Raw genomic sequence first — 22,193 nt, forward strand, 5'->3', positions numbered from 1 at the left:
CCGGTCTCATGGGTCGCGCTGCTGTCGTCCATCCCGATGGCCTGACGCGCTGCCCCTGGCCGGGCAGCGATCCGCTCTATGTCGCCTATCACGACACCGAGTGGGGCGTGCCGGAATATGACGACCGCGCGCTGTTCGAGAAGCTGATCCTCGACGGCTTCCAGGCCGGGCTGTCGTGGATCACGATCCTGCGCAAGCGTGACAATTTCCGCCGCGCCTTCGATGATTTCCAGCCGGAGAAGATTGCGCGCTATTCCGACAAGAAGATCCACGCGCTGATGAACGATGCCGGCATCGTGCGCAACCGCGCCAAGATCGAAGGGACGATTCTCAGCGCGAAATCCTGGCTCGACATCCAGGACAAGGGTCCCGGCTTCTCCAAGCTGCTGTGGGACTTCATGGACGGCGCGCCCAAGGTCAATCAGTTCAAGACCACCGCGAGCGTGCCGGCCTCGACGCCGCTGTCGATCAAGATCTCGAAAGAGCTGGCCGCGCGCGGCTTCAAGTTCGTCGGTCCCACGATCGTCTATGCCTTCATGCAGGCGACCGGCATGGTCAACGACCATCTCGTCACCTGCTTCTGCCACGAGACCTGCAGCGGCAAGCGCCGCGCCCCGCGCCTCAAGCCTCCCAAATGACGACTGACAAGGCCCCGAGCGGGCACGACCGCGTCTGGCAGCGCATGCTGTCCGGCCGGCGGCTCAACCTCATCGATCCCTCGCCGCTCGATGTCGAGATCGCCGACATCGCCCATGGGCTCGCGCGTGTCGCGCGCTGGAATGGCCAGACCACCGGCGCGCACATCTTCTCGGTCGCGCAGCACACGCTGCTGGTCGAGACGGTGATGCGCGCGCGCAAGCCGAACATCGATGCGAAGCTGCGGCTCGCCGCGCTGCTGCACGATGCACCGGAATACGTCATCGGCGACATGATCTCGCCGTTCAAGGCGGTGCTCGGCGACGGCTACAAATCAGTCGAGAAGCGGCTGCTCGGGGCGATCCACATCCGCTTCGGGCTGCCGGCGGAGATTGCTCCGGAGATCGAGCGCCAGATCAAGGCGGCCGACCGCGGCGCCGCCTTTCTGGAGGCGACCCGGCTGGCCGGCTTCTCGGAAAGCGAGGCGAAGAAGCTGTTCGGTCGCGACCCCGGCCTGCCGGACGCCACCGTGACGGATTATCTGACGCCCTGGAGCGCGGCCAAGGCCGAGAAGCAGTTCCTGACCCGCTTCAACGCGGTGCTGGGGGCGTGCTGAGATGCCGCTGACGCCGGACGAGCGCCGCAACGAACGGCTGAAGCTGGCCGCCAACTGGGTCAACACGCTGGCGACGGCCATCGTCACTGCCGGGACGTTCGTGCCGCTTGCCCAGTTCGTCTATGGGGTGCTGCCGCCCAGCACCCCCGCGGGCCTGATCTACGGGTCGGGGGTCGTTTGCATTATCACCGGAGTGCTCATACATTTGCTCGGTCAGTGGATCCTGGGAGGTCTTCGATGACCACGCACCAGTTCGTTGCCCTGAGCTTTCCGCTCCTGACCGCCTTGGCCGTCGCCATCGTGGCCCTGTTCGTGCGCCGTCCCTGGTCCGAGAAACCGGTCGAGATCGCCCCCCAGAACCGTGAGCGGGTGCTCGATCATCTCGAGCGGCTCAACGCGGAGATCGAGGGCAAGGCCCATCTGGTCCGCCAGGAGTTGCGGCAGCTCAAGAACACGCGCTGAGGGCCGTCGGCGCACACATGCGCCAGCCCGACGGCAGACATCCAAAACGCGCTTTTGCCCTTGTGCCCCCATTCGTATAATCGGGCGTTCAAAGGCTCGCCATGATCCACGTCTGCTCACTCGCCGCCCTGCCCGAGACCGTGCGCCTGACCGGCGCCAGCCACGTGCTGACCATCATGGCCAATGTCGAGCAGGTGCGGCGACCGGAGACGATCCGCCCCGAGAACCATCTGCGGGTCTCGGTCGACGACATCACCGAGCAGCTTCCTGGCTTCATGGCGCCGAGCGAGGATCACGTCGCCCAGGTGCTGCAGTTCGTGCGCGGCTGGGATCGTGCGGCGCCACTGGTGATCCACTGCTATGCAGGCATCAGCCGCTCCACCGCGAGCGCCTTCGCCGCGGCCTGCGCGCTCAACCCCAATCGCGACGAGCTCGATATCGCCTGGGCGATCCGCCAGGCCTCGCCGATCGCCTCGCCGAACCGGCTGATCGTCAGCCTGGCCGACAGGGCACTGGGCCGCCAGGGGCGCATGGTGCGCGCGCTGGACGCGATCGGGCCCGGCGCCATGATGGTCGACAGCGCGCCGTTCCGGATCGATCTGGACTGAGTTGCAACGCTGCGTAGCCGCGTACCGGTGCGCTTTGAACTTATGTTCCACGGTTTGACACAGAGGGAACGACGGCCATCGTGCGGCCCGCCGGAGCGGTTGGCCGATTCGCCGGGGTCCGCAAGGGCTCGCAGCTTCCCTCCACCCGTGACGCCTCCCGGCGGCATCGATTTCAGGATTCCCGCGTGATGTTCGATTGGCCCCTGGATTGGATCGCCCTGCTGGTGGCGTTCGCGGCGCTCGCCTTCGCGCGCCGGACCTCCGACCGATTGGCCGAGGTGCAGGCACGGCTGGCCAAGCTCGAGGCGACACGCCCGATCGCGGCCGCGCCGGTGGTCGCGCCGCCGCTCAGCCCGCTGCAGGAGCCCGCTGAAGCCCCGCCAATGCCGCCCCCATTGCCGGAGGTGACCGAGGCTGCCCTGCAGCCGGCGGCGATGGCGAGCGATGCAGCGGCCGAACAGCCGCCGCTCGCGTCCCCGCCACCCGTGCCGCAGCCCGCGGCCGGCTTCGAGGAGCGCATCGGCACCCGCTGGGTGGTGTGGATCGGCGGGCTGACCCTGGCGCTCGGCGGCTTCTTCATGGTGCGCTACTCGATCGAGGCCGGCCTCGTCGGCCCCGAGGTGCGCGTCGCGCTCGGCGCGCTGTTCGCCGCCGCGCTGCTCGCGGCCGGCGAATGGACACGGCGCAAGGAGAGCATCTCGCAGATCGCGGCGCTGCCGATCGCCAACATTCCGGCGATGCTCACGGCGGCCGGCACGGCGGTCGCCTTCGCCACCATCTATGCGGCCTACGCGCTGTACGACTTCCTGCCGCCCGCGATCGCCTTCGTGCTGCTCGGCATCGTCGCGCTGGGCACGCTGGCGGCTGCGCTGCTGCACGGCCCGGCGCTCGCCGGGCTCGGCATCGTCGCGGCGTTCACGACGCCGGTGCTGGTGTCGACCGGCGAGCCGAACTACTGGGCGCTGTACATCTACCTCGCCATCGTCACCGCCGCCGCGTTCGCGCTGGCACGCGTGCGGCTGTGGCGCTGGCTCGCGATGACCACGATCGGGCTGTCGTTCCTGTGGACCTTGCCCGGACTCGACGCGGGCGTCGAGACGGTGGCGCCGCATGTTTTCCACGTCGCGGTTGGTTTCGCGCTGGCCGCACTGATCGTGGTCTGCGGCTTCATGTTCGGACCCGCCGCCGAGAACGACGAGGTCGAGCCGATCTCATCCGTCGGCCTGGCGGTTTATCTGCTCGGCGCCATGCTAGTCGTGCTGGCGAGCTTCCATGACGGCCTGGCGCTGATCGGCTTCACGGTGCTGGTCGCGGCGACGCTGGCGGTCGCCTGGCGCGCGCCGAGCGCCGTCGGCGCGGTGGCCGCCGCCGCTGCGACCGTGTTCCTCGTGTTCGCCGAATGGGCGCTGCGCGACAATCCGGACCTGCTGGTGCTGCCCGGCGGCGCGCTGCCCGGGATGGGGCCGAACCCGCTCGGCGCGTCGGTCACGTCGCATCTGGTGACGGCAGCGATCTTCGCGCTGGGCTTCGGCGGCGCCGGCTTCCTGGCGCAGGGGCGCGCGCACAACGCCGTCGTGCCGGTGGTGTGGTCGGCGGCCGGCGTGTTCACGCCGCTGGCGCTGCTGGTCGCGCTCTATACGCGCATCGCCCATCTCGACCGCTCGATCCCGTTCGCGATCCTCGCCGTCGTGCTCGCCGCCGGCTTTGCCGTCGCCACCGAGGCGCTGACGCGGCGCGAGGAACGTCCCGGCCTCAGTGCCTCGATCGCGCTGTTCGCGACCGGCACGCTGGCCGCGCTGGCGCTGGCCCTGACCTTCGCGCTTGAGAAGGGCTGGCTGACGATCGCGCTGGCGCTGATGTCGCTCGGCACCGCCTGGATCTTCGAGAGCCGGCCGATCCCGTTCCTGCGCACGCTCGCGGCCGTCTTTGCCGGGCTCGTGGTGCTGCGCATCGGCCATGATCCGCGCATCGTCGGCGCCGATGTCGGCACCACGCCGATCTTCAACTGGCTGCTGTGGGGCTATGGCGTGCCGGCGGCGTCGTTCTGGGGCGCGAGCTATCTGATGCGCCGCCATGGCGACGACGCGCCGCTGCGCGCGGTGGAGGCCGCCGCGATCCTGTTCACGACCCTGCTCGCCTTCCTGGAGATCCGCCACGCCGTCAACGACGGCGACATGCTGGCGGTGCCGTCGCTCGCCGAAGTGGGACTCGACGTCTGCGTGGCCCTGGCGCTGGCGATCGGGCTGGAGCGGCTGCGGGAGCGCAGCGGCAGCATCGTGCACAACATCAGCGCCGTGATCCTCACCGGATTCGCCGGCGGCGCCACCGTGCTCGGCCTGCTGCTGTTCGAAAACCCGATGATCTCGGACGTCGCGATCAAGGGCGGCCTGCTCAACATCCTGATCCTGGCCTATGCGTTCCCGGCGGTACTGATGCTGCTGTTGTCCTACGCGGTCGCAGGCCGCCGTCCGCCAGCCTATGGCAATACGCTGGCCGCGGGCGCACTGATCCTGGCGCTGTCCTATGTCAGCCTCGAGATCCGCCGCATCTATCACGGCCCCGATCTGACGGCAGGACCGACCAGCGCCGCCGAGCAGTACACCTATTCGATCGCCTGGCTCGCCTTCGGCGTGATGCTGCTCGGGATCGGAATCATCGTGCAGTCGCAGCGCGCGCGTCTGGCATCCGCGATCGTGATCGCGCTGACGATCCTGAAGGCCTTCCTGATCGACATGTCGGCGCTGACCGGCGTGTGGCGCGCCCTGTCGTTCATCGGGCTCGGCCTGGTGCTGGTCGCGATCGGCTGGCTGTACCAGAAGGTGCTGTTCCGACGGCAGCAGCAGGCGCCGCCGGCTCAGCCGGCGGCATAGCGCCATGTCGGATTAGGCTGCGCGCACCGACTCCAGGAACGACGCCACCTCACGCTTCAGCCGGTCGCTGTCCGAGGCCAGCGACTGCGCCGCGGCCAGCACGTGCGTGGAAGCCGTACCAGTCTCGGTCGCGCCGCGCTGCACGTCGACGACGTTCACGGAAACCTGCTGCGTGCCCTCCGATGCCTGCTGGACGTTGCGCGAGATCTCCTGCGTGGCGGCGCCCTGCTCCTCCACGGCCGCCGCGATCGCCGACGAGATTTCCGACAGCCGCTCGATGGTCGTGGAGATCGCCCGGATGGCGCCGACCGATTCCTGCGTCGCGGCCTGGATGCCGGACACCTGCTGGCCGATCTCGTCGGTCGCCTTGGCGGTCTGCTCGGCCAGCGCCTTCACCTCGGAGGCGACGACCGCGAAGCCGCGACCGGCTTCGCCGGCGCGCGCCGCCTCGATGGTCGCATTCAGCGCCAGCAGGTTGGTCTGGCCGGCGATCGTGTTGATCAGCTCGACCACGTCGCCGATGCGCGCCGCCGCCTTGCTCAGCTCGCTCACCCGATCATTGGTCATGCGCGCCTGGTCGACGGCCTCGGTGGCCATGCGGGCGGATTCCTGCACCTGGCGGCTGATCTCGGTGATCGACGACGATAGCTCCTCCGTCGCGGAAGCGACCGACTGTACGTTGGTCGAAGCCTCCTCCGAAGCAGCCGCAACCGCGGTCGAGATCTCCTGCGAGCGCGTCGCGGTGGATGACAGCGCGCCGGCGGAATGCTCGAGCTCGGTCGAGGCCGACGACACCGTCTGCACGATCTCGCCGATCGTCGCCTCGAACTGGCGGGTGATGTTGTCGACGCGCCGGCCGCGTTCGATCTTGGCCTCGGCATCGTGGGCCGCGAGCTCGTCGGCCTCCTTCTTGGCGATCAGCGCCTCCTTGAACACCTGCAGCGTATCGGCCATGGCGCCGATCTCGGTCGGCTCGCCGCGATGCGTCACCTCCGCGCCGAGATCGCCCTTGGCGAGCTCCTGCATCGGCTTGATGATCGACGCAATGCCGGACGAGACGTTCTGCACGAGATAGAAACCGACGGCGACGCCGGCAATGACGGCCGCGGCAATGATCGACATCACCAGCCAGATCGCACGCGTGAAGCTCTCCGCGGCCTGCCGCGTCGCGTTGTCGGCACCCTTGTTGTTGAACTCGATGTCCTGGATGAAATACTTGTCGGCGTCGCGCGCGATCGCCGCGGCCGATTTTTCCAGCATTTCGGTGGCTTCGCGCGGGATCTTTCCGACGCTCTTGTTGGATTCGTCCATCACCTGCTTGACCGCGACGACGTACTTCTCCCAGGACTGCACCCAGTTGTTGTAGATCGCCCGTTCCTCGGCCGAGGTGATCATCGGCTCGTAGGTCTTGCGGTCCTTGTTGATCGTCTCGAGGATTCCGTTGACGCGCTTCTCCGCGCCCTGCTTGGCCTCGGCCGTCTCCGACATCACATGCGCGCGCAAGGCGATGCGCAGCAGATTGATGTCGGCGCGCAGCTCGCCGATCGCGCGCACGCTCGGCAGCCAATTGGTGGCGATGTCGACCGTGTTGGCATTGATCGACTGCATGCTGGTGACGGCGAGCACGCCGAGCCCGCACATGGTGACGAGCATGAAGGCGATGACCGATATGATCTTCGTACGGATGGACATCTTTGACACGGAGGACCCCAGCTGACTGCGTGGTTCGGCCGCGTTCTGCCAGCGCCAAAGACGGCCCGAAGATCCAGGTCTACGCTGCGCTGCGCGGTCGAGGTCAGAGGATCAGAGGGCTCCGAAAATTCCGAACCCGCATGTCGTCTCTGCCGACCTCATTGGGCGCGAAACAGGCTTATCAGAGGTTAATGCTGGAACCGTAAGATTACTGACAATGCCCATAAAATGATGGCGCTCAGGGATGACGCGGTACCCTGAAACCGTCCGCCGCTACACCTGGTCTCCCGATACCGCTAAAGGATCGCGTCGAAGCAAGACCTTTGGAGCGCGCACGGGGCAAAGGACGATTGCCGCCACGACCTGCGCCGCAGCAACCGGAAGACGCTGATCACCGCGCGGATGAATCCGGAGATGAGGTGGCCGGGCCAGGACCGACGTCCGACAGCATCACAAGCGACTGAGCACGAGAGCGTGACGGAGATCGGCGGCGCCGGGGCACGACGCGGAGCCTAGGCCGAACTCCATCAATCCCGACTGACGCGCCCGAGGTGGACGCGGACTTCATCAAATGGCGCCTGCGCGCAGAAGATTGCCGCCACGGCAAACCGGACTCGAATCCGACGGCCAGCGGCGCAATCACCCCGGACAGCTAGACCTCAGCCGACCGCTTCGGACACCAGGCGAATCCGGAACACCGGCTGCTTGGCTTCGTCGAGCAGCTCCATCTGCCACTCGGCCCCCTGCTGCAACGACCTCGAGATCCCGCCGATCAGGTCGGAGCAGACAGCCGTCAGCTCGTTCCAGGCGGTTTCCCGGTTGGCGAATTCATAAGGCTGATCAGCCGCGCCAGAATAGCGGCCCTGGCTGATCCGGAAGAAATAAAGCGACATAACGACCCTTTCTCGTGGGCCACCCCCCTGGTTGCAAACTGCACACGAGTCGCTACCGAGGCATGAATTTGAGATTCCGTACGACTACGGCGCAATGACCACTAACGTGCGGTCAGCTTAAAAAATTACTCTATGATAATAGGGAACCGGTTTTTCAATGATCGGTGAACTAACAACTAATCGGTCGAGCGACGCAGCTCCGGCGCCGCATCCGACTTCGCGTTATCGGATTTGGTAATTTCAGTCTTCGCGTTTTCGGCCTTCATGTTCTCAGTCTTGGAACTTTCCGCCTTGGCGGACTTCGCGGCATCTGCCTTCAAGGGTTCCACCTTGCTGCGTTCCACCCGCGGGGTCTCGACCCGCGCCGCTACTTCGGTGTGGGAGCCGTCAGCCGCGGGTCCAGCAGCGCGTGCGGCGCGCGGCCGCGCCACGGCGCGGGCCATCAGCATGGTGGCTCCGCCCTGGTGCTGGAAGTCGCAATAGGCGAAGGCGCCGAGCCCGGAGACCGAACCGCGGAAGCTGCGATCGTCCTTCTTGTCGAGGTTGAAGCACGGTTCGAACGGCATGCCCTTGATGGCAGCGCAGACATTCTGGCCGCGAATCTGCAGGGTATTGCCCGGCAGGCGGATGTGACGCACCGGCCCCGAGCCGGAGAACTGCACCGCACCGGCCGCGCCCATGTCGTCCAGAATGCGGCCCGCGCCACGGGTGCCGTCGACGCAGGTGAAGGCGAACACCTTTCCGGCGACGAATTTGCGGGCCTCGTCGGCTGTCATCGAACCCGCCATCGCAGGAGCAATCACGGCACCGGCAGTCACGGTCCCCAGCAATATACGCGCGAGCATGCATCAAACTCCCACTTAACCCCACGCAGCGGGTAAGGCGGTATCTTTACCCCATGCTTACCATACCAACCATGGCAACAATGGAGCAGCATGGTTTGAAAAGTCTGAACGTCCTCAGGATATTCTTACCACCGTACGGCCGCGGACCTGGCCGGCGAGGATCTGCGGCCCCAGCGACGCCACCTGGTCCAAGGCGATTTCGTGAGTGATTTCAGCTAGTTTTGCACGATCCAGATCGGTCGCGAGGCGCTGCCAGGCCGCCTTGCGCGCCGGCAGCGGGCACATCACCGAATCGACGCCGAGGAGGCACACGCCGCGCAAAATGAACGGCGCCACCGACGTTGGCAAATCCATGCCGGCAGCGAGGCCGCAGGCGGCGATGGCGCCGCCATATTTGGTCATCGCCAGCAGGTTGGCGAGCGTATTGGAGCCGACGCTGTCGATGCCGCCCGCCCAGCGCTCCTTCGCCAGCGGCTTGGCCGGCCCGGACAGCTCGTTGCGGTCGATGATCTCGGCGGCACCGAGCGACTTGAGATAGTCGGCCTCGGCCAAGCGGCCGGTCGAGGCGATCACATGGTAGCCGAGCTTGGCGAGCACAGCCGTCGCCACCGAGCCGACGCCGCCGGCCGCGCCCGTCACCACCACCGGCCCGCTCGCCGGCGTCAGCCCGTGCTTCTCCAGGGCGAGCACCGCAAGCATCGCGGTGAAGCCGGCGGTGCCGATCGCCATCGCGTCCCGGGCTGACAGCCCCTGCGGCAGGCCGACCAGCCAGTCGCCCTTGACCCGCGCCCTCTCGGCATAGGCGCCGAGATGGGTCTCGCCCATGCCCCAGCCGGTGCAGATCACGGCATCTCCCGGCTTCCAGTCGGGATGGCTGGACTGCTCGACCGTGCCGGCGAAATCGATCCCCGCGATCATCGGGAAGCGGCGCACCACCGGCGCCTTGCCGGTCAGCGCCAGCCCATCCTTGTAATTCAGCGCCGACCACTCGACCTTCACGGTGACGTCGCCGTCCATCAGTTCGGCTTCATCGAACTGCGTCAGCGTCGCGGTCGTTCCCTTGTCCGCCTTGTCGATCCGGATCGCCTTGAACGTTCCCACAGCCGCACTCCCTGCACTTTCTTCGTCTCACGCCATGTTTAGCCGATCGGATCGGCCGCGCAACTCACGTCGCGGGAACGGCGCGCGCCACCGGCTTCTCGACGATCGGCAGGTTGATCAGCGCCGACAACACGCCGAACAGGATCGACAGCCACCAGATCGGCGTGTACGAGCCGTAGCGCTCGAACACGATGCCGCCGAGCCAGACGCCGAGGAAGCCGCCCACCTGGTGGCTGACGAAGGCGAAGCCATAGAGCGTGGCGAGCCAGCGGGTGCCGAACATGATCGCGACCAGCGACGAGGTCGGCGGCACCGTGGAGAGCCAGGCGAGCCCGGAAACCGCGCCGAAGGCGATCGCGGAAGCCGCCGTGACCGGGAACGAGATGAAGGCGAGCGTCGCCAGCGCACGCGTGAAATAGATGAAGGACAGGATGTAGCGCTTCGGCAGCCGACTCTGCAGCCAGCCGACACTGAGCGAGCCGATGATGTTGAACAGGCCGATCGCCGCGATCACCCAGCCGCCAACCTGCGCCGACAGGCCGCGATCGACCAGGAACGCCGGCAGGTGCACGGTGATGAAGGCGAGCTGGAAGCCGCAGGTGAAGAATCCGAGCACCAGCAGCACGTAGGAGCGGTGGCCGAACGCCTCCATCAGCGCGGTCGTGAACGACTGCTGCTCGGCCTCCGACGGCTTGGCCTCGGCTGCCGGCGGCGTCGCCACGGCGAGCGACAGCGGCACGATGAACAGCATCAGCGTTGCGAACACCATCAGCGCGCTCTGCCAGCCGAACTGGTCGATCAGCGCGACGCCGAACGGAGCGAACAGGAACTGGCCGAGCGAGCCGGCCGCGGTGCCGGCGCCGAGCGCGACGCCGCGGCGCTCCGGCGGCAGCAGCTTGCTGAAGGCCGACAGGATGAGATTGAACGAGCAGCCCGACAGGCCGAAGCCGACCAGCACGCCGGCGCCGATGTTCAGCGACAGCGGCGAGCTGGAATAGCGCATCATCAGCAGGCCGCCGGCATAGAGCAGCGCGCCGACACAGATGACGCGCATCACGCCGAAACGATCGGCGATCGCGCCGGCGAGCGGCTGACCGAGTCCCCACAACAGGTTCTGCACCGCCACCGCGAGGGCGAACACGTCGCGTCCCCAGGCGAATTCACGGCTCATCGGCTGCACGAAGAAGCCGAAGCTGGAGCGCGGACCGAAGCTCAGCAGCGCAATGGCGCAGCCGCACACGATGATGACCACCGGCGTGCGCCAGCCCTGATTGCGGGACACCGTACCGAGATCGCCTGCCTGTACCGACATCAGTGTCCTCCCCTGCCGCGGTCGCTGTCCGCCGCGCCTCTCCGGTTAATGCATTTGCATTGAACTCCCAAGCTCAAAAGCGGAACCCAGTCATGAAAAATTTCGATGCGGCGGCCAGTCATGAGCAAGTGTCATCCGAAGCGAGTTCCGACACCGGAACTCGCTCATGCGTCTTTGTCCCCGCGCGAAAACGTCCTGATGCGCGAGTCGCAAACGACGATTCATCCTGTGCGGGAGCGACCTTCAGAACGGCCGCTATTTGTCGCCAAACACCGATAAACAGCGAAGGAAGTCTCTGAAGAAGAACTAACAGGTACCGCGGTACACATGCGCACGGAATGTGGAATTTGGACAGCACATGGACCACGATCAGATCGAGACATCCGGCCACGTCGTGATCGTCGGTGCCGGAGTTGCCGGACTGTTCTGCGCGCTGAAGCTCGCCCCGCAGCCGGTCACGTTGATCTCCGCGACCTCATTGGGTGAGGCCTCGTTCGGTACGACGATGCAGGCCGACATCGCGGCAGCGGTGTCATCCGGCGACAGCCCCGATACCCATGCCGCCGACATGATCGCCGCGGGTGGCGGCCTGGTCGACGCGACGGCGGCGCTGGCGCTCGCGCGCGATGCCTCGGCTGCAATCGAGGACCTGGTCCGTCTCGGCGTGGCATTCGATCGTGATCACGCCGGCAGGCTCGCGACGTCTCGTGCGGCTGCGCACGCCGCGCGACGGATTCTCAGCGTTCGCGGGGACTTCACCGGACAGGCGATCATCACCGCGCTGTCGCAAGCCGTGCGCGCGACGCCCTCGATCCGCATCATCGAGGGCCATGTCGCCGACGCGCTGCTGACGGAAGACGGCGCGGTGCGTGGCCTGCAACTGCGGCCGACCGATGACGACGCGGCCGCGCCGATGCTGATCACGGCGCCGGCAATCGTGCTGGCCACCGGCGGCATCGGCCGGCTGTTCGCGGCGACCACGAATCCGCCGCACGCCACCGGCATCGGCCTCGCCATCGCCGCCCGCGCTGGCGCGGTGATTGCCGATCCGGAGTTCGTGCAGTTTCATCCGACCGCGATGATGGCCGGTCACGATCCGGCGCCGGTTGTGAGCGAGAGTCTGCGCGGCGCCGGCGCGATCCTGATCAACCGGCGCGGCCAGCGTTTCATGCTGCCGCGCCATCCGCTGGTCGATCTTGCCCCGCGCGACACGGTGGCCCGCGGCGTCATGGCCGAGATCATCGCTGGACGCGGCGCCTTTCTCGATGCGCGCGACGTGCTCGATGACGACGTCGCCGAGCGCTATCCGATGCTGCACCGGGCCTGCGTCGCCGCGGGGCTCGATCCGACCCGCCAGCCGATTCCAGTCGCGCCGGCGGCGCATTTCCACATGGGCGGGATCGCGGTCGACGCGCAGGGCCGCAGCTCGATCGAGGGGCTCTGGGCGGCAGGTGAAGTCGCCGCGACGGCAACGGATGGCGCCAACCACATCGCCGGCAACGCGCTGCTCGCGGCGCTGGTGTTCGCCCGGCGGATTGCCGACGACATCTCCGGCCGGACGTTGACCGCGTCCTCCACCCTGCAGCACGTTGCATTCGCCGATCCGGCCGGATCCTGCGCGGGCGCAGCGCAGGTGTCGCTGCGCGAGATGATGACGAGCCAGCTCGGTGTCATCCGCGACGAGGAGAGGCTCGCCGAGGCCATCGCCGCGATTGCCAGGATGGAGCGCGACGCCGGCAGCCCGAGGCTGCGCAACATGGCGAGCGCCGCGCTGCTGATCGCCACCGCGGCCTGGAGCCGGCGCGAGAGCCGCGGCGCGCATTGCCGCGCCGACTGCCCCGCGGAGAATCCGAGTTTCGCGCAGCGGACGATGACCACATTGGCCGCTGCCCGCGAGATCGCCGACGAGCTCGCGGCACGGCCGACGGCGCGGCAGTCGCGGCCGTTGAGCGCGTAGCAAGAGCTGATCCGACTGCGTCACGACGGAGCTCGGCAGTCGCGTTTTCACCGTCATTCGTGATCACCGTCATTCCGGGTTCAGGGCCTGCGGCCTTGTCCCGGAATGACGGTGCTCATGACGAAGCAGCCATCGTCGTCCAATACAGATATTACGACTCGTTGTTATTTGCTGCCTCGCCGGTATTTGGGGGCAGGCACGATGTAATTAGTGCGTGCCGTGTCGGCCGCGTGCATCCATTGATCCGCGGGCGCTGGACGAACAAATCGGCCGTACCGTTGCGCTGGTGCTCGTAGTCATCACGCGCACGATCTGAGCGGCCCTCGCCAATGAGTTGGACGAGGCCTTTCGTCGATGCAGATCACCGGCTGACGCTGATGCGACTGCCGCACGGATCGAGCACATCCTCTACGCGCGCGACTAATTCGCATCGATCTGTGGGTATACGCCACATGCTCCTGCGCCATGGTTTCAGATCGTTCTCGGCCAGACGCCGCCGCACTATCTCGTGCGCCCCGGCGCCGACGGCATTTACCAGCACCAACTAAATGGCTGGACAGGTTCGCCATGATTTCGGCAAAAGAACCGCGGAACCTGTACAAATAAGAAAAAGAGATGGTCGAAATTTAGCGGTGCTCAAGTAGTAGCGCGCGTTTTGTCCGTCCTGCTGACGAGGAAATGGGAATTCACGGCTGCCAGATCGCCGATTCAACGCTTGGCATGGCCATAGATTCGGTCATCGGTCTCGCCGCCGATTTGGAAGCCGAGTCGCCGAACAGAAAGGCGCCAAACGGTCCAGGGAGTGTTGCGGGGCGACGCGATGGCGCGTGTCCGCAGGAGTAGTTGAGGATGAGTTCCTTATTGCGGAGTAGCGGATCGCGGATCACCGTGGGTGATGCGCAGAGCGAACGTTGGCGCCCGGCAAAGCCTGCCGCTTTGTCCAACAGCCTCGCGCATGCGCCGTCTGAGCCTGATGAGGATGCGGCCACCGATCTCTCCCGGCCGTGGTGGCAAACCGCTTCAGCGGTTGACGATGCGCCGATGCCAATGGCGCCAGCAGAAGCGGACCGATCCTGGCAGATCCCTTCACTCGATCCCGTCGTGATGCCTCCACCTCCGCCCGAACGGCTCGAATTCGATTCTGTTTTCCGGTTCGGTGCCGCAGCGGCCGCGCTTGCGTGCCTCGCGTTCTTTGCGGTGCGCATCATGCAGGCTCCGAACATTGAAACAGTTACGAAGTCTGAAGCCACCGCTTCATCGTCTCCCCGAAACTTCGGGACAGCGGGGAAATCGAAATCCGATGACGGCCAAGCATCGCTGGACGCCGCGGCGCACACGATCGGACGGGCCGATTCGATCTTGGCGTCGGTCCCGATCGTCAAGCCGGCTCCGGGCGGAGGCGAGACCCCGCAGTCAATTCCGCCGAAAGCATCTCGGACCATCGCGACCAGGAGCCCTGCACCGGCGGCCGCGTCTGCGCTGACCAAGAACGAGATCAGCGAAATGCTGAAGCGCGGACGCGATCTCATCGGCGCGGGCGACGTTGCGAGTGCCCGCCTGATCCTGGCGCATGTCGCGGAAGCGGACGCCGAAGCATCACTGACGCTGGCCGGCACCTATGACCCCGCGATCTTGTCCAACCTGAAAGCCGTTGGCGTCGCGCCCGATCCGGCCAAGGCCCGCGCCTGGTACGCGAGAGCCGCCGAACTCGGGTCACTCGAGGCTCGACGGCGGCTCGAGTGACCCGGGCTTCGAAACCGGGTGATCCAGCGCGGTCTCACGCCGGTCGCTGCGCAGGAATTGCGGCGGGGCGCGGACCGCCGGATCCTGGTCGATGGTGTCGTGCGGGCGACGCGCGTCCCCGCAAAGTGTTGTGTTGCGTGATGAGGTCCATGATGGGAATGTTTGATCGTCTGTTGCAATCGGCCTTGTCGTCGGCGCCCCGTGGTCCTTGGCTGCTTGGCGCGCCGGGTTCTCCGACCGTGGCGTTGCTCCTCGTGCTTGCCGCCGTGCCAGGCCTGGCGCGTGCTGCCGAGGGCGAGATCCGGATCGGCAATACGACGCCCTACAGCGGGCCGGCGGCCGCCTACGGCAGCGTGAGCAAGGTCATCTCCGCCTATTTCCAGAAGGTGAATGACGAGGGCGGGATCAGGGGCCGCAAGATCACCTACATCTCCTATGACGACGGCTATAATCCGCAGAAGACGGTGGAGCTGACACGACGGCTGGTGGAGGAAGACAAGGTCGACGTCATCTTTGCGAGCGTTGGAACAGCGACCAGCGCGGCGGTGCGGCCTTATCTCAACGCGAACAGGATACCGCAATTGTTCGTCGGCTCCGGCGCCTCGATCTGGGATCAGCCTCGCGACTATCCTTGGACCATGGGAGCGCAACCCAGCTACCAGATTGAAGCTCATATTCACGCGCAATATCTGCTCGAGCAACATGCCGGTGGCGCGCGCATCGGTGTGCTTTATCAAGACGACGAGTTCGGCAAGGACTATCTGAAGGGTTTGAAGGACGGGCTCGGCGGCAAGCTGCCGATCGTCGCGGAAGCGGCTTACGCGGTCACCGATGCCGACATCAATCAGCAGATCGCGAAGCTGAAGACCGCCGGAGCCAACATCCTGGTCGACGTCAGCACCCCGAAATTCACGGTGCTCGCGATCCGCCGCCTCGCCGAGCTCGGCTGGAGACCCGAGCACATCATCCCCACTGTTTCGGATTCGGTTGCCACCGTGCTGCAGCCTGCAGGCCTGCAGAACGCGGAAGGACTGCTTTCCGCCACCATCCTGTACGAGGGCGGTGTGCAGGGCGGCGATCCCGGCTTCGCCGAGTGGTCCGCGTTCATGGATCGCTACGCGCCTGCAATCAGCAAGAACAACAGCTTGGGAATCGTGGGCTACGCGCTTGCCAACCTGATGGTTGCGGTCCTGCGCAATTGCGGCGACGACTTCTCCCGCGACAACATCATGAGGCAGGCGCGTTCCTTGAAGGGGACGCCAATTCCCATGTTGATTCCCGGGATCGTCGCCAATACCAGCGCCAGCGACCACGCGCCGATCGAGCAGATGCAGATGAAGCGTTTCGTCGATGGCCATTGGGAACGGTTCGGGCCTGTGCGCAGCGGAATCGACCCGGGTGCGGTCAGCGATTCCTTCAAGGCGATCTTCCGCTATGCCTCGGCCAAGCGCGATCTCGCGAGCCAGCTCAACGCCAATACGGTGAGCCTGATGACGGGCTCGTATGGCAGCACCTATTCGCAGATGGGCGCCGACGTCGCCTCGGTCCTCAATGACGGCATCAACCTGCGGGTCATGCCGGTCCTCGGCAGCGGCTCGGTTCAGGCGGTGGCCGACATCCTCATGCTCAAGGGCGTCGACGTGGGAATCGTGCGCAAGGACACGCTGTCCTATCTCGAACGCAAGGACTTCGCGAGCAACATCCGCAATCAGCTCGTCTACGTCACCAAGATGTTCAACGAGGAAATGCATGTTCTGGCACCGCGATCGATCCGCACCATGCGGGAGCTCGACGGCAAGACCGTTGCGGTCGACCTGCCGGACGGCAGCACCTTCGTGACCGCGATCAACGTGTTCGAGCGGCTCGCGATCAAGCCGCATCTGCTCTATATCGAGCCGCGCATCGCGCTCGAAATGTTGCGCAAGGGGGAGATCGACGCGATGATTGCGGTCGACGGCAAGCCGGTGCCCTGGCTCAGCCAGATCACGGATGCCAATCTGCATCTCGTCCCGGTCGGCTACGACAAGACCTTGCGCGAGGATTACCTTCCATCCAAGCTCACCGCGGACGACTACCCCAACCTGATCTCCAATTCCGAGTCGGTGGAAACGATCGCAGCAGAGGCAATCCTGGCGTCGTATAATTGGCAGCCGGGAAGCGACCGCGATCGCCGGCTGTCGCTGCTGGTCGAGTCGCTGTTCTCGCGCATGTCGCAGCTGCAGCGGCCTCCCTTCCATCCGAAATGGCAGGAGATGGCGCCGCGCGCGCCGGTCGCCGGCTGGACCAGGTTCCGGGCCGCGCAGGAATGGCTCGATGGGACGACACGGATTCCGGCGGCCACTACGGCCACCGTTAAACCGTCGAAGCCGGTCGCGGCCGCCGCACCGTCCCCGCGCATTCCTGTCACGGCAAAGCCGGCGGCCGCAACGCCGCCGGACCAGGCGCGCCAGACCGAGTTGTATCGCCGCTTTCTCGAGTGGAATGCGACGCGTCGCTAGATGATTAGCGCCGCGTCCAGTTCGGATTGCTCTCGGCCTCGCTCTTGGCGGCCTCGGTGAGCTCGGCCGAAATGGCCGCGGTCTGCTGCGGCGTGCCCCAGCTCGGCGCGTCGCTGCCGTCGCCCCACTTCTTCGGCCGATAGAAGGTGTGAACGCCGAACTTGTACATGCGCTTCATCTCGGCGACCCAGGACGGCCGCACCCAATAGGCATGATAGTGGGTCGACTTGCCGACTTCCGGCAGCCAGATCAGCCCGTCCAGCATGGCCTTCGCGATCTTCCTGGCGCGATCCCACATCTCGGGCTCGCGGATCACATCCGGATTGTTGTCGCAGGCGAAGGTGAACTGGCAGGCGAAGTGGCGGTATTTGTTCTGGTAGACGACGCCGCACACCGTCGTCGGATAATAGCCGGAGAACGCCCGGTTCAGCACGACCTGCGCCACGGCCATCTGGCCGCGCACCGCCTCGCCGCGGGATTCGAAATAGACTGCTTCGGCAAGACACTTCTCGGACTTGAAGCGCGCCTTCTCGTCCGTGAGCCCCAACCGTTCGGCCGGAGTCCTGTCGCGCTGATTGTCGGCGTTGACCTCGCCTTTCGGCGCGATGCTCTCGCCGCCATTGCCGGCCTTGGCCGCATCGTCCGCCGGCGATGACAGCACCGCCATCGGCTTGAGGTCCGGATCCGGCATCACGATCAGCGGCGCCTCGCCCGGCAGCCATGTCTCCATGGTGCCGGCAGCACCGCCCAGCGACGACGTGCCGAAATAGAGGTTCGACGTCTTGATGGTGAGGCCGTCATAGCTGACGGCGCCGTCCACCAGGATTTGATCGGCTGCAGGCTTCAGCTCGCCCGATGGCTGGATCTCGGACTTCGCCGCGTCGTACTGCACGAGCGGCGGCGCGCTCAGCGCCTCCTGCAATTCGGGATCGAGTGCAGAACGCTGCGGGAGCGGCGCCTGCGCCGGCGCTTCCGTCGTCTTGGCGCCGAACACCGAGGAATTCGAATCCGGTTGTGTCGATGGCGTGGGTGCGGGCTCGGAGGGCGCGGGCTCGACGGGCGCGGCCGATTCGGTCGGCTGCGCCGACGGCGTCGGGGGACGCACGACGAGACGATCGCCCTTCAGCGTGCGGTCGACCTTGGGAAAATCGGAGGCCTGATAGCGCGGCGGAACCTGCAGCGCCGGATTGCGCGGCGTCGATCCGGTGATGTCGAGATCGCGCCCATCGAGGCTTGCGAGGCGGATGCTCACCGCCTGCGGCGCCGAGGTTCCGATCGGACGACTGAAACTATAGGTGGCGAGCTGAATGGAGGCCGCAGCCGAGAACACACGCTTCTGCCAGCGTTCGGCGACGCCCGGCTGGCGGGCGAGCAGAGAAGCGATGTCTTGATACCCGGTCTCTGTCGGCATCAGAGCGAAGACGCAGAGACCGAGTCCGAAGGACGCAAATCGCGCGCCCTTCGGATCGGGACGCAGAACTAACATCGATACGCTCAACGCAACGCTTACTGGATCGACCGAACGACAGTGCTTCCGTGCAATTCGATCTTCTCTCTTCGTATCGGGTTTAGGTTGCCGAGGAGTTAATCCGCGTTGCAATTGTGAAACAGGCAAGCGGGGAAGTTGCAGAGCGCCGAGCGATCGAGATGCTTGGTAAACGGCGCACCGACGAGAACGGGTGAACATTCAGTCAACAGATGCGGTGAATGAAAATCATCTGCACATCATGAGGCGGAGTGTTCCATCGGCCTGCGACGTTCGCTCTCTCCACTCGTCATTCCGGAGCGCCCCCGGAATGACGGCAGTGGTGGAGAAGAAGTGCACCTTGCGTCACGTGCGCGCCGCATCGCGACGAACCCTCACCAATGAAAAAGGCCGGCAACATGTGCCGGCCTTCGTCAGATCAGATCGATCGCAGCAGGATCAGGCTTGGCTCGCGATCTCCTTGCCGAGCGCGGATTGCGCAGCGGCCAGGCGGGCGATCGGCACGCGGTAGGGCGAGCACGACACATAGTTCATGCCGACCTTGTGGCAGAACGCCACCGAGGCGGGATCGCCGCCATGCTCGCCGCAGATACCGACCTTGAGGTTGGGTCGGGTGGCACGGCCGCGCTCGACGCCGATCTTGACCAGCTCGCCAACGCCCTCGCGGTCGATCGAGATGAACGGATCGATCTCGAGGATGCCCTTGGCGACGTAAGCGCCGAGGAAGCTGCCGGCGTCGTCGCGGCTGATGCCGTAGGTCGTCTGCGTCAGATCGTTGGTGCCGAACGAGAAGAACTCGGCGGCCTCGGCGATCTGGCCGGCCATCAGGGCTGCGCGCGGCAGCTCGATCATGGTGCCGACCTGGTACTCCAGCTTGGCGCCGGTCTCGCGGATCACGGCCTGCGCCATCGCGTCGATGCGCGCCTTGACCAGGTCGAACTCGGCCTTGGTCGCGATCAGCGGCACCATCACCTCGAGGCCGACGGCCTCGCCGGTGCGCTTCTCGGCCTCGACCGCCGCCTCGAAGATCGCGCGCGCCTGCATCTCGGCGATCTCCGGATAGGCGATCGCGAGACGGCAGCCGCGGAAGCCGAGCATCGGGTTGAACTCCGACAGCTCGCGGGCGCGATCGGCCAGGCGGCGCGGATCGGTGTTCATCGCGCGCGCGACTTCCTCGACCTCGGCCTGGGTGTGCGGCAGGAACTCGTGCAGCGGCGGATCGAGCAGACGGATCGTGACGGGAAGCCCCTTCATGATCTCAAACAGCTCGACGAAGTCGGCGCGCTGCATCGGCAAGAGCTTGGCGAGCGCGGCGCGACGCTCCTGCTCATCCTCGGAGAGAATCATCTCACGCACAGTGCGGATGCGGGTCTCCTCGAAGAACATGTGCTCGGTGCGGCACAGGCCGATGCCCTCGGCGCCGAACTTGATGGCGGTGCGCGCATCCTCCGGCGTGTCGGCGTTGACGCGCACGCCGGTCTCGCGCACGGCGTCCGCCCAGCCCATCAGGGTGCCGAACTCACCGGACAGCTCCGGCTCGATCATCGGCATGCGGCCGGCCAGCACCTGGCCGACGGAGCCGTCGATGGTGATGACGTCGCCGGTCTTGAAGGTGCGCCCGCCGATGCTCATCGTGCCACGGCCGTAGTCGACGCGGATGGTGCCGCAGCCGGAGACGCAGGGCTTGCCCATGCCGCGCGCGACCACGGCGGCGTGCGAGGTCATGCCGCCGCGCGTGGTCAGGATGCCCTCGGCAGCATGCATGCCGTGGATGTCCTCCGGCGAAGTCTCGATGCGGACCAGGATCACCTTGCGACCGTCGGCCTGCAGCTTGGTGGCCTCGTCCGAGGAGAACACGATCTCGCCCGATGCCGCACCGGGCGAGGCCGGCAGGCCGGTCGCGACCACATCGCGCTTGGCGGCGGGATCGATGGTCGGGTGCAGGAGCTGATCGAGCGAGGCCGGGTCGACGCGGAGCACGGCGTCGTTCTCCGAGATCAGGCCCTCATTGGCGAGTTCGACCGCGATGCGCAGCGCCGCCTTGGCGGTGCGCTTGCCGCTGCGGGTCTGCAGCATCCACAGCTTGCCGCGCTCGACCGTGAACTCCATGTCCTGCATGTCACGGTAGTGCTTCTCGAGCAGCGTGTAGATCCGCGTCAGCTCCTTGAACGCGTCGGGCATCGCGACTTCCATCGACGGCTTGTCGGAGCCGGACTCGACGCGGGCGTCCTCGGTGATGTCCTGCGGGGTGCGGATGCCGGCGACGACGTCCTCGCCCTGCGCGTTGATCAGGAACTCGCCGTAGAGCTTGCTCTCGCCGGTCGAGGGATTGCGGGTGAAGGCGACGCCGGTGGCCGAGGTGTCGCCCATGTTGCCGAACACCATGGCCTGGACGTTGACGGCGGTGCCCCAGGATTCCGGGATGTCGTGCAGCTTGCGATAGGTCACCGCGCGCGCGTTCATCCAGGATGAGAACACCGCGCCGATGGCACCCCACAGCTGGTCGTGCGGGTCCTGCGGGAAGTCCTTGCCGGTCTCGTGGGCGACGGCGTCCTTGTACTTGCCGACCAGCATCTCCCAGTCCTCGGAGGAGAGGTCGGTGTCGAGCTGATAGCCCTGGGTGTCCTTGAAGCTGTCGAGGATGTCCTCGAAATGATGGTGCTCGAAGCCGAGCACGACATCCGAATACATCGTGATGAAACGGCGATAGCTGTCGAAGGCGAAGCGGCGGTCGCCGGACAGCTGTGCCAGCGCTTCCACCGTCTGGTCGTTGAGGCCGAGATTGAGCACGGTGTCCATCATGCCCGGCATCGAGGCGCGGGCGCCGGAGCGCACCGAGACCAGCAGCGGGTTCTCCGGATCGCCGAATTTCTTGCCGGTCAATTTGCCGATGTAGTCGAGCGCCTTGTCGACCTGCGACTGCAGCTCCTTCGGGTAGGTCTTGTCGTTGGCGTAGAAGTAGGTGCAGACCGAGGTGGGAATGGTGAAGCCCGGAGGCACCGGCAGGCCGAGATTGGCCATCTCGGCCAGATTGGCGCCCTTGCCGCCGAGCAGGTCGCGCAGGCCGGCCTTACCTTCGGCCTTGCCGTCACCGAAGGTGTAGACCCACTTGTTCGGCTTGATCGCGGTGACCGCGCTCTTGGCCGGGGCCCTGGCAGCCGACGCCTTCGCGGCCTTGGCGACCGGCTTGGCAGCCGTTTTGGCCGGCTTCTTCGGAGCGGTTTTCACTGGCGCTTTCGGTACAGACCTGGGCGCGACCTTGGCCGGGGCCTTGGCCACGGGCTTCGACGCCGTCTTGAGCGCCTTGCGCGGTGGAGCGAGTGCTGCGGTCTTGGCCTTGCCGGGCTTGGAAGGCTTTGATTTCGCTGTAACTTTCTTAGACTTCGCTACCGCTTTGGCCATGAGGTGCTTCGATCCGCAAATGGGAGGAGAAATCGCGCGCCTTACACCACTTTGGGCGCTGCGGCGCAAGCT

16 protein-coding genes are annotated in these 22,193 nt (G+C 66.0%); 9 read left to right on the top strand and 7 right to left on the bottom strand.

The features are described 5' to 3' along the window. Positions 1 to 8: 8 nt before the first annotated feature. From QW861_RS19590 to QW861_RS19615, 6 genes are all read left to right on the top strand, one after another. Positions 9 to 638 (top strand): DNA-3-methyladenine glycosylase I, encoded by a 630-nt coding sequence (locus tag QW861_RS19590; protein WP_316193403.1) that lies wholly within the window; start codon positions 9 to 11, stop codon positions 636 to 638. Further along, entirely contained in the window at positions 635 to 1,252 is a 618-nt protein-coding gene (locus QW861_RS19595; RefSeq protein WP_315717218.1) for an HD family hydrolase, read from the top strand. Before QW861_RS19590 ends, QW861_RS19595 begins: the two co-directional genes overlap by 4 nt. 1 nt (position 1,253) lies before the next feature. Next, the gene (locus tag QW861_RS19600; protein ID WP_315717219.1) at positions 1,254 to 1,493 is read left to right on the top strand and encodes a hypothetical protein; all 240 of its coding nucleotides are present in this window, start codon (positions 1,254 to 1,256) and stop codon (positions 1,491 to 1,493) included. Continuing rightward, positions 1,490 to 1,714, top strand: coding sequence for a hypothetical protein (locus tag QW861_RS19605; protein WP_315717220.1), 225 nt, complete (start codon positions 1,490 to 1,492; stop codon positions 1,712 to 1,714). The genes QW861_RS19600 and QW861_RS19605 overlap by 4 nt, the downstream gene beginning before the upstream one ends. A 101-nt stretch (positions 1,715 to 1,815) precedes the next feature. Next, positions 1,816 to 2,322 (top strand): protein tyrosine phosphatase, encoded by a 507-nt coding sequence (locus tag QW861_RS19610; RefSeq protein ID WP_315754022.1) that lies wholly within the window; start codon positions 1,816 to 1,818, stop codon positions 2,320 to 2,322. Positions 2,323 to 2,510: 188 nt separating this feature from the next. Next, positions 2,511 to 5,192: a DUF2339 domain-containing protein gene (locus QW861_RS19615; RefSeq protein WP_316193404.1), complete on the top strand. Its 2,682-nt coding sequence runs from the start codon at positions 2,511 to 2,513 to the stop codon at positions 5,190 to 5,192. 12 nt (positions 5,193 to 5,204) lie between these two features. Here the strand turns inward: QW861_RS19615 and QW861_RS19620 are convergent, their stop codons facing one another. The 5 genes from QW861_RS19620 to QW861_RS19640 all read right to left on the bottom strand — a co-directional run bounded on the left by QW861_RS19620 (position 5,205) and on the right by QW861_RS19640 (position 11,035). Next, positions 5,205 to 6,893, bottom strand: coding sequence for a methyl-accepting chemotaxis protein (locus QW861_RS19620; protein ID WP_316167488.1), 1,689 nt, complete (start codon positions 6,891 to 6,893; stop codon positions 5,205 to 5,207). 650 nt (positions 6,894 to 7,543) lie between these two features. Further along, positions 7,544 to 7,777 (bottom strand): DUF6894 family protein, encoded by a 234-nt coding sequence (locus QW861_RS19625; protein WP_315717224.1) that lies wholly within the window; start codon positions 7,775 to 7,777, stop codon positions 7,544 to 7,546. Between the two features lie 176 nt (positions 7,778 to 7,953). Then, a complete protein-coding gene (locus QW861_RS19630) occupies positions 7,954 to 8,622 on the bottom strand; it encodes a hypothetical protein (RefSeq protein ID WP_315750438.1) in 669 nt (222 codons plus the stop codon). A 114-nt stretch (positions 8,623 to 8,736) separates the two neighbouring features. Beyond that, positions 8,737 to 9,723, bottom strand: a complete 987-nt coding sequence (locus tag QW861_RS19635; RefSeq protein WP_315717226.1) for an MDR family oxidoreductase — start codon at positions 9,721 to 9,723, stop codon at positions 8,737 to 8,739. A gap of 64 nt (positions 9,724 to 9,787) precedes the next feature. Then, a complete protein-coding gene (locus QW861_RS19640; RefSeq protein WP_316193405.1) occupies positions 9,788 to 11,035 on the bottom strand; it encodes an MFS transporter in 1,248 nt (415 codons plus the stop codon). Between the two features lie 358 nt (positions 11,036 to 11,393). Between QW861_RS19640 and QW861_RS19645 the strand changes: the two genes are divergently transcribed. From QW861_RS19645 to QW861_RS19655, 3 genes are all read left to right on the top strand, one after another. Beyond that, positions 11,394 to 12,992: an L-aspartate oxidase gene (locus QW861_RS19645; RefSeq protein ID WP_316193406.1), complete on the top strand. Its 1,599-nt coding sequence runs from the start codon at positions 11,394 to 11,396 to the stop codon at positions 12,990 to 12,992. An 849-nt stretch (positions 12,993 to 13,841) separates the two neighbouring features. Next, positions 13,842 to 14,735, top strand: a complete 894-nt coding sequence (locus QW861_RS19650; protein WP_316193407.1) for a hypothetical protein — start codon at positions 13,842 to 13,844, stop codon at positions 14,733 to 14,735. Between the two features lie 152 nt (positions 14,736 to 14,887). Next, entirely contained in the window at positions 14,888 to 17,233 is a 2,346-nt protein-coding gene (locus tag QW861_RS19655) for an ABC transporter substrate-binding protein (protein ID WP_316193438.1), read from the top strand. A 4-nt stretch (positions 17,234 to 17,237) separates the two neighbouring features. Here the strand turns inward: QW861_RS19655 and QW861_RS19660 are convergent, their stop codons facing one another. Next, positions 17,238 to 18,719 (bottom strand): cell wall hydrolase, encoded by a 1,482-nt coding sequence (locus QW861_RS19660; protein ID WP_316193408.1) that lies wholly within the window; start codon positions 18,717 to 18,719, stop codon positions 17,238 to 17,240. A gap of 438 nt (positions 18,720 to 19,157) precedes the next feature. Next, positions 19,158 to 22,121 carry a pyruvate, phosphate dikinase gene (ppdK, locus tag QW861_RS19665; RefSeq protein WP_315717231.1) on the bottom strand — a complete coding sequence of 988 codons (2,964 nt, stop codon included), beginning with the start codon at positions 22,119 to 22,121 and terminating at the stop codon, positions 19,158 to 19,160. Positions 22,122 to 22,193: the final 72 nt, after the last annotated feature.

This window comes from Bradyrhizobium sp. SZCCHNRI1029 (assembly GCF_032487555.1).
Lineage (GTDB): Bacteria > Pseudomonadota > Alphaproteobacteria > Rhizobiales > Xanthobacteraceae > Bradyrhizobium.

Coding starts and splice junctions, on each gene's coding strand:
- QW861_RS19660 (WP_316193408.1), bottom strand. CDS start 18,719: ATGTTAGTTCTGCGTCCCGATCCGAAGGGCGCGCGATTTGCGTCCTTC.
- QW861_RS19640 (WP_316193405.1), bottom strand. CDS start 11,035: ATGTCGGTACAGGCAGGCGATCTCGGTACGGTGTCCCGCAATCAGGGC.
- QW861_RS19655 (WP_316193438.1), top strand. CDS start 14,888: ATGGGAATGTTTGATCGTCTGTTGCAATCGGCCTTGTCGTCGGCGCCC.
- QW861_RS19610 (WP_315754022.1), top strand. CDS start 1,816: ATGATCCACGTCTGCTCACTCGCCGCCCTGCCCGAGACCGTGCGCCTG.
- QW861_RS19605 (WP_315717220.1), top strand. CDS start 1,490: ATGACCACGCACCAGTTCGTTGCCCTGAGCTTTCCGCTCCTGACCGCC.
- QW861_RS19615 (WP_316193404.1), top strand. CDS start 2,511: ATGTTCGATTGGCCCCTGGATTGGATCGCCCTGCTGGTGGCGTTCGCG.
- QW861_RS19650 (WP_316193407.1), top strand. CDS start 13,842: ATGAGTTCCTTATTGCGGAGTAGCGGATCGCGGATCACCGTGGGTGAT.
- QW861_RS19625 (WP_315717224.1), bottom strand. CDS start 7,777: ATGTCGCTTTATTTCTTCCGGATCAGCCAGGGCCGCTATTCTGGCGCG.
- QW861_RS19630 (WP_315750438.1), bottom strand. CDS start 8,622: ATGCTCGCGCGTATATTGCTGGGGACCGTGACTGCCGGTGCCGTGATT.
- QW861_RS19600 (WP_315717219.1), top strand. CDS start 1,254: ATGCCGCTGACGCCGGACGAGCGCCGCAACGAACGGCTGAAGCTGGCC.
- QW861_RS19590 (WP_316193403.1), top strand. CDS start 9: ATGGGTCGCGCTGCTGTCGTCCATCCCGATGGCCTGACGCGCTGCCCC.
- QW861_RS19645 (WP_316193406.1), top strand. CDS start 11,394: ATGGACCACGATCAGATCGAGACATCCGGCCACGTCGTGATCGTCGGT.
- QW861_RS19595 (WP_315717218.1), top strand. CDS start 635: ATGACGACTGACAAGGCCCCGAGCGGGCACGACCGCGTCTGGCAGCGC.
- ppdK (WP_315717231.1), bottom strand. CDS start 22,121: ATGGCCAAAGCGGTAGCGAAGTCTAAGAAAGTTACAGCGAAATCAAAG.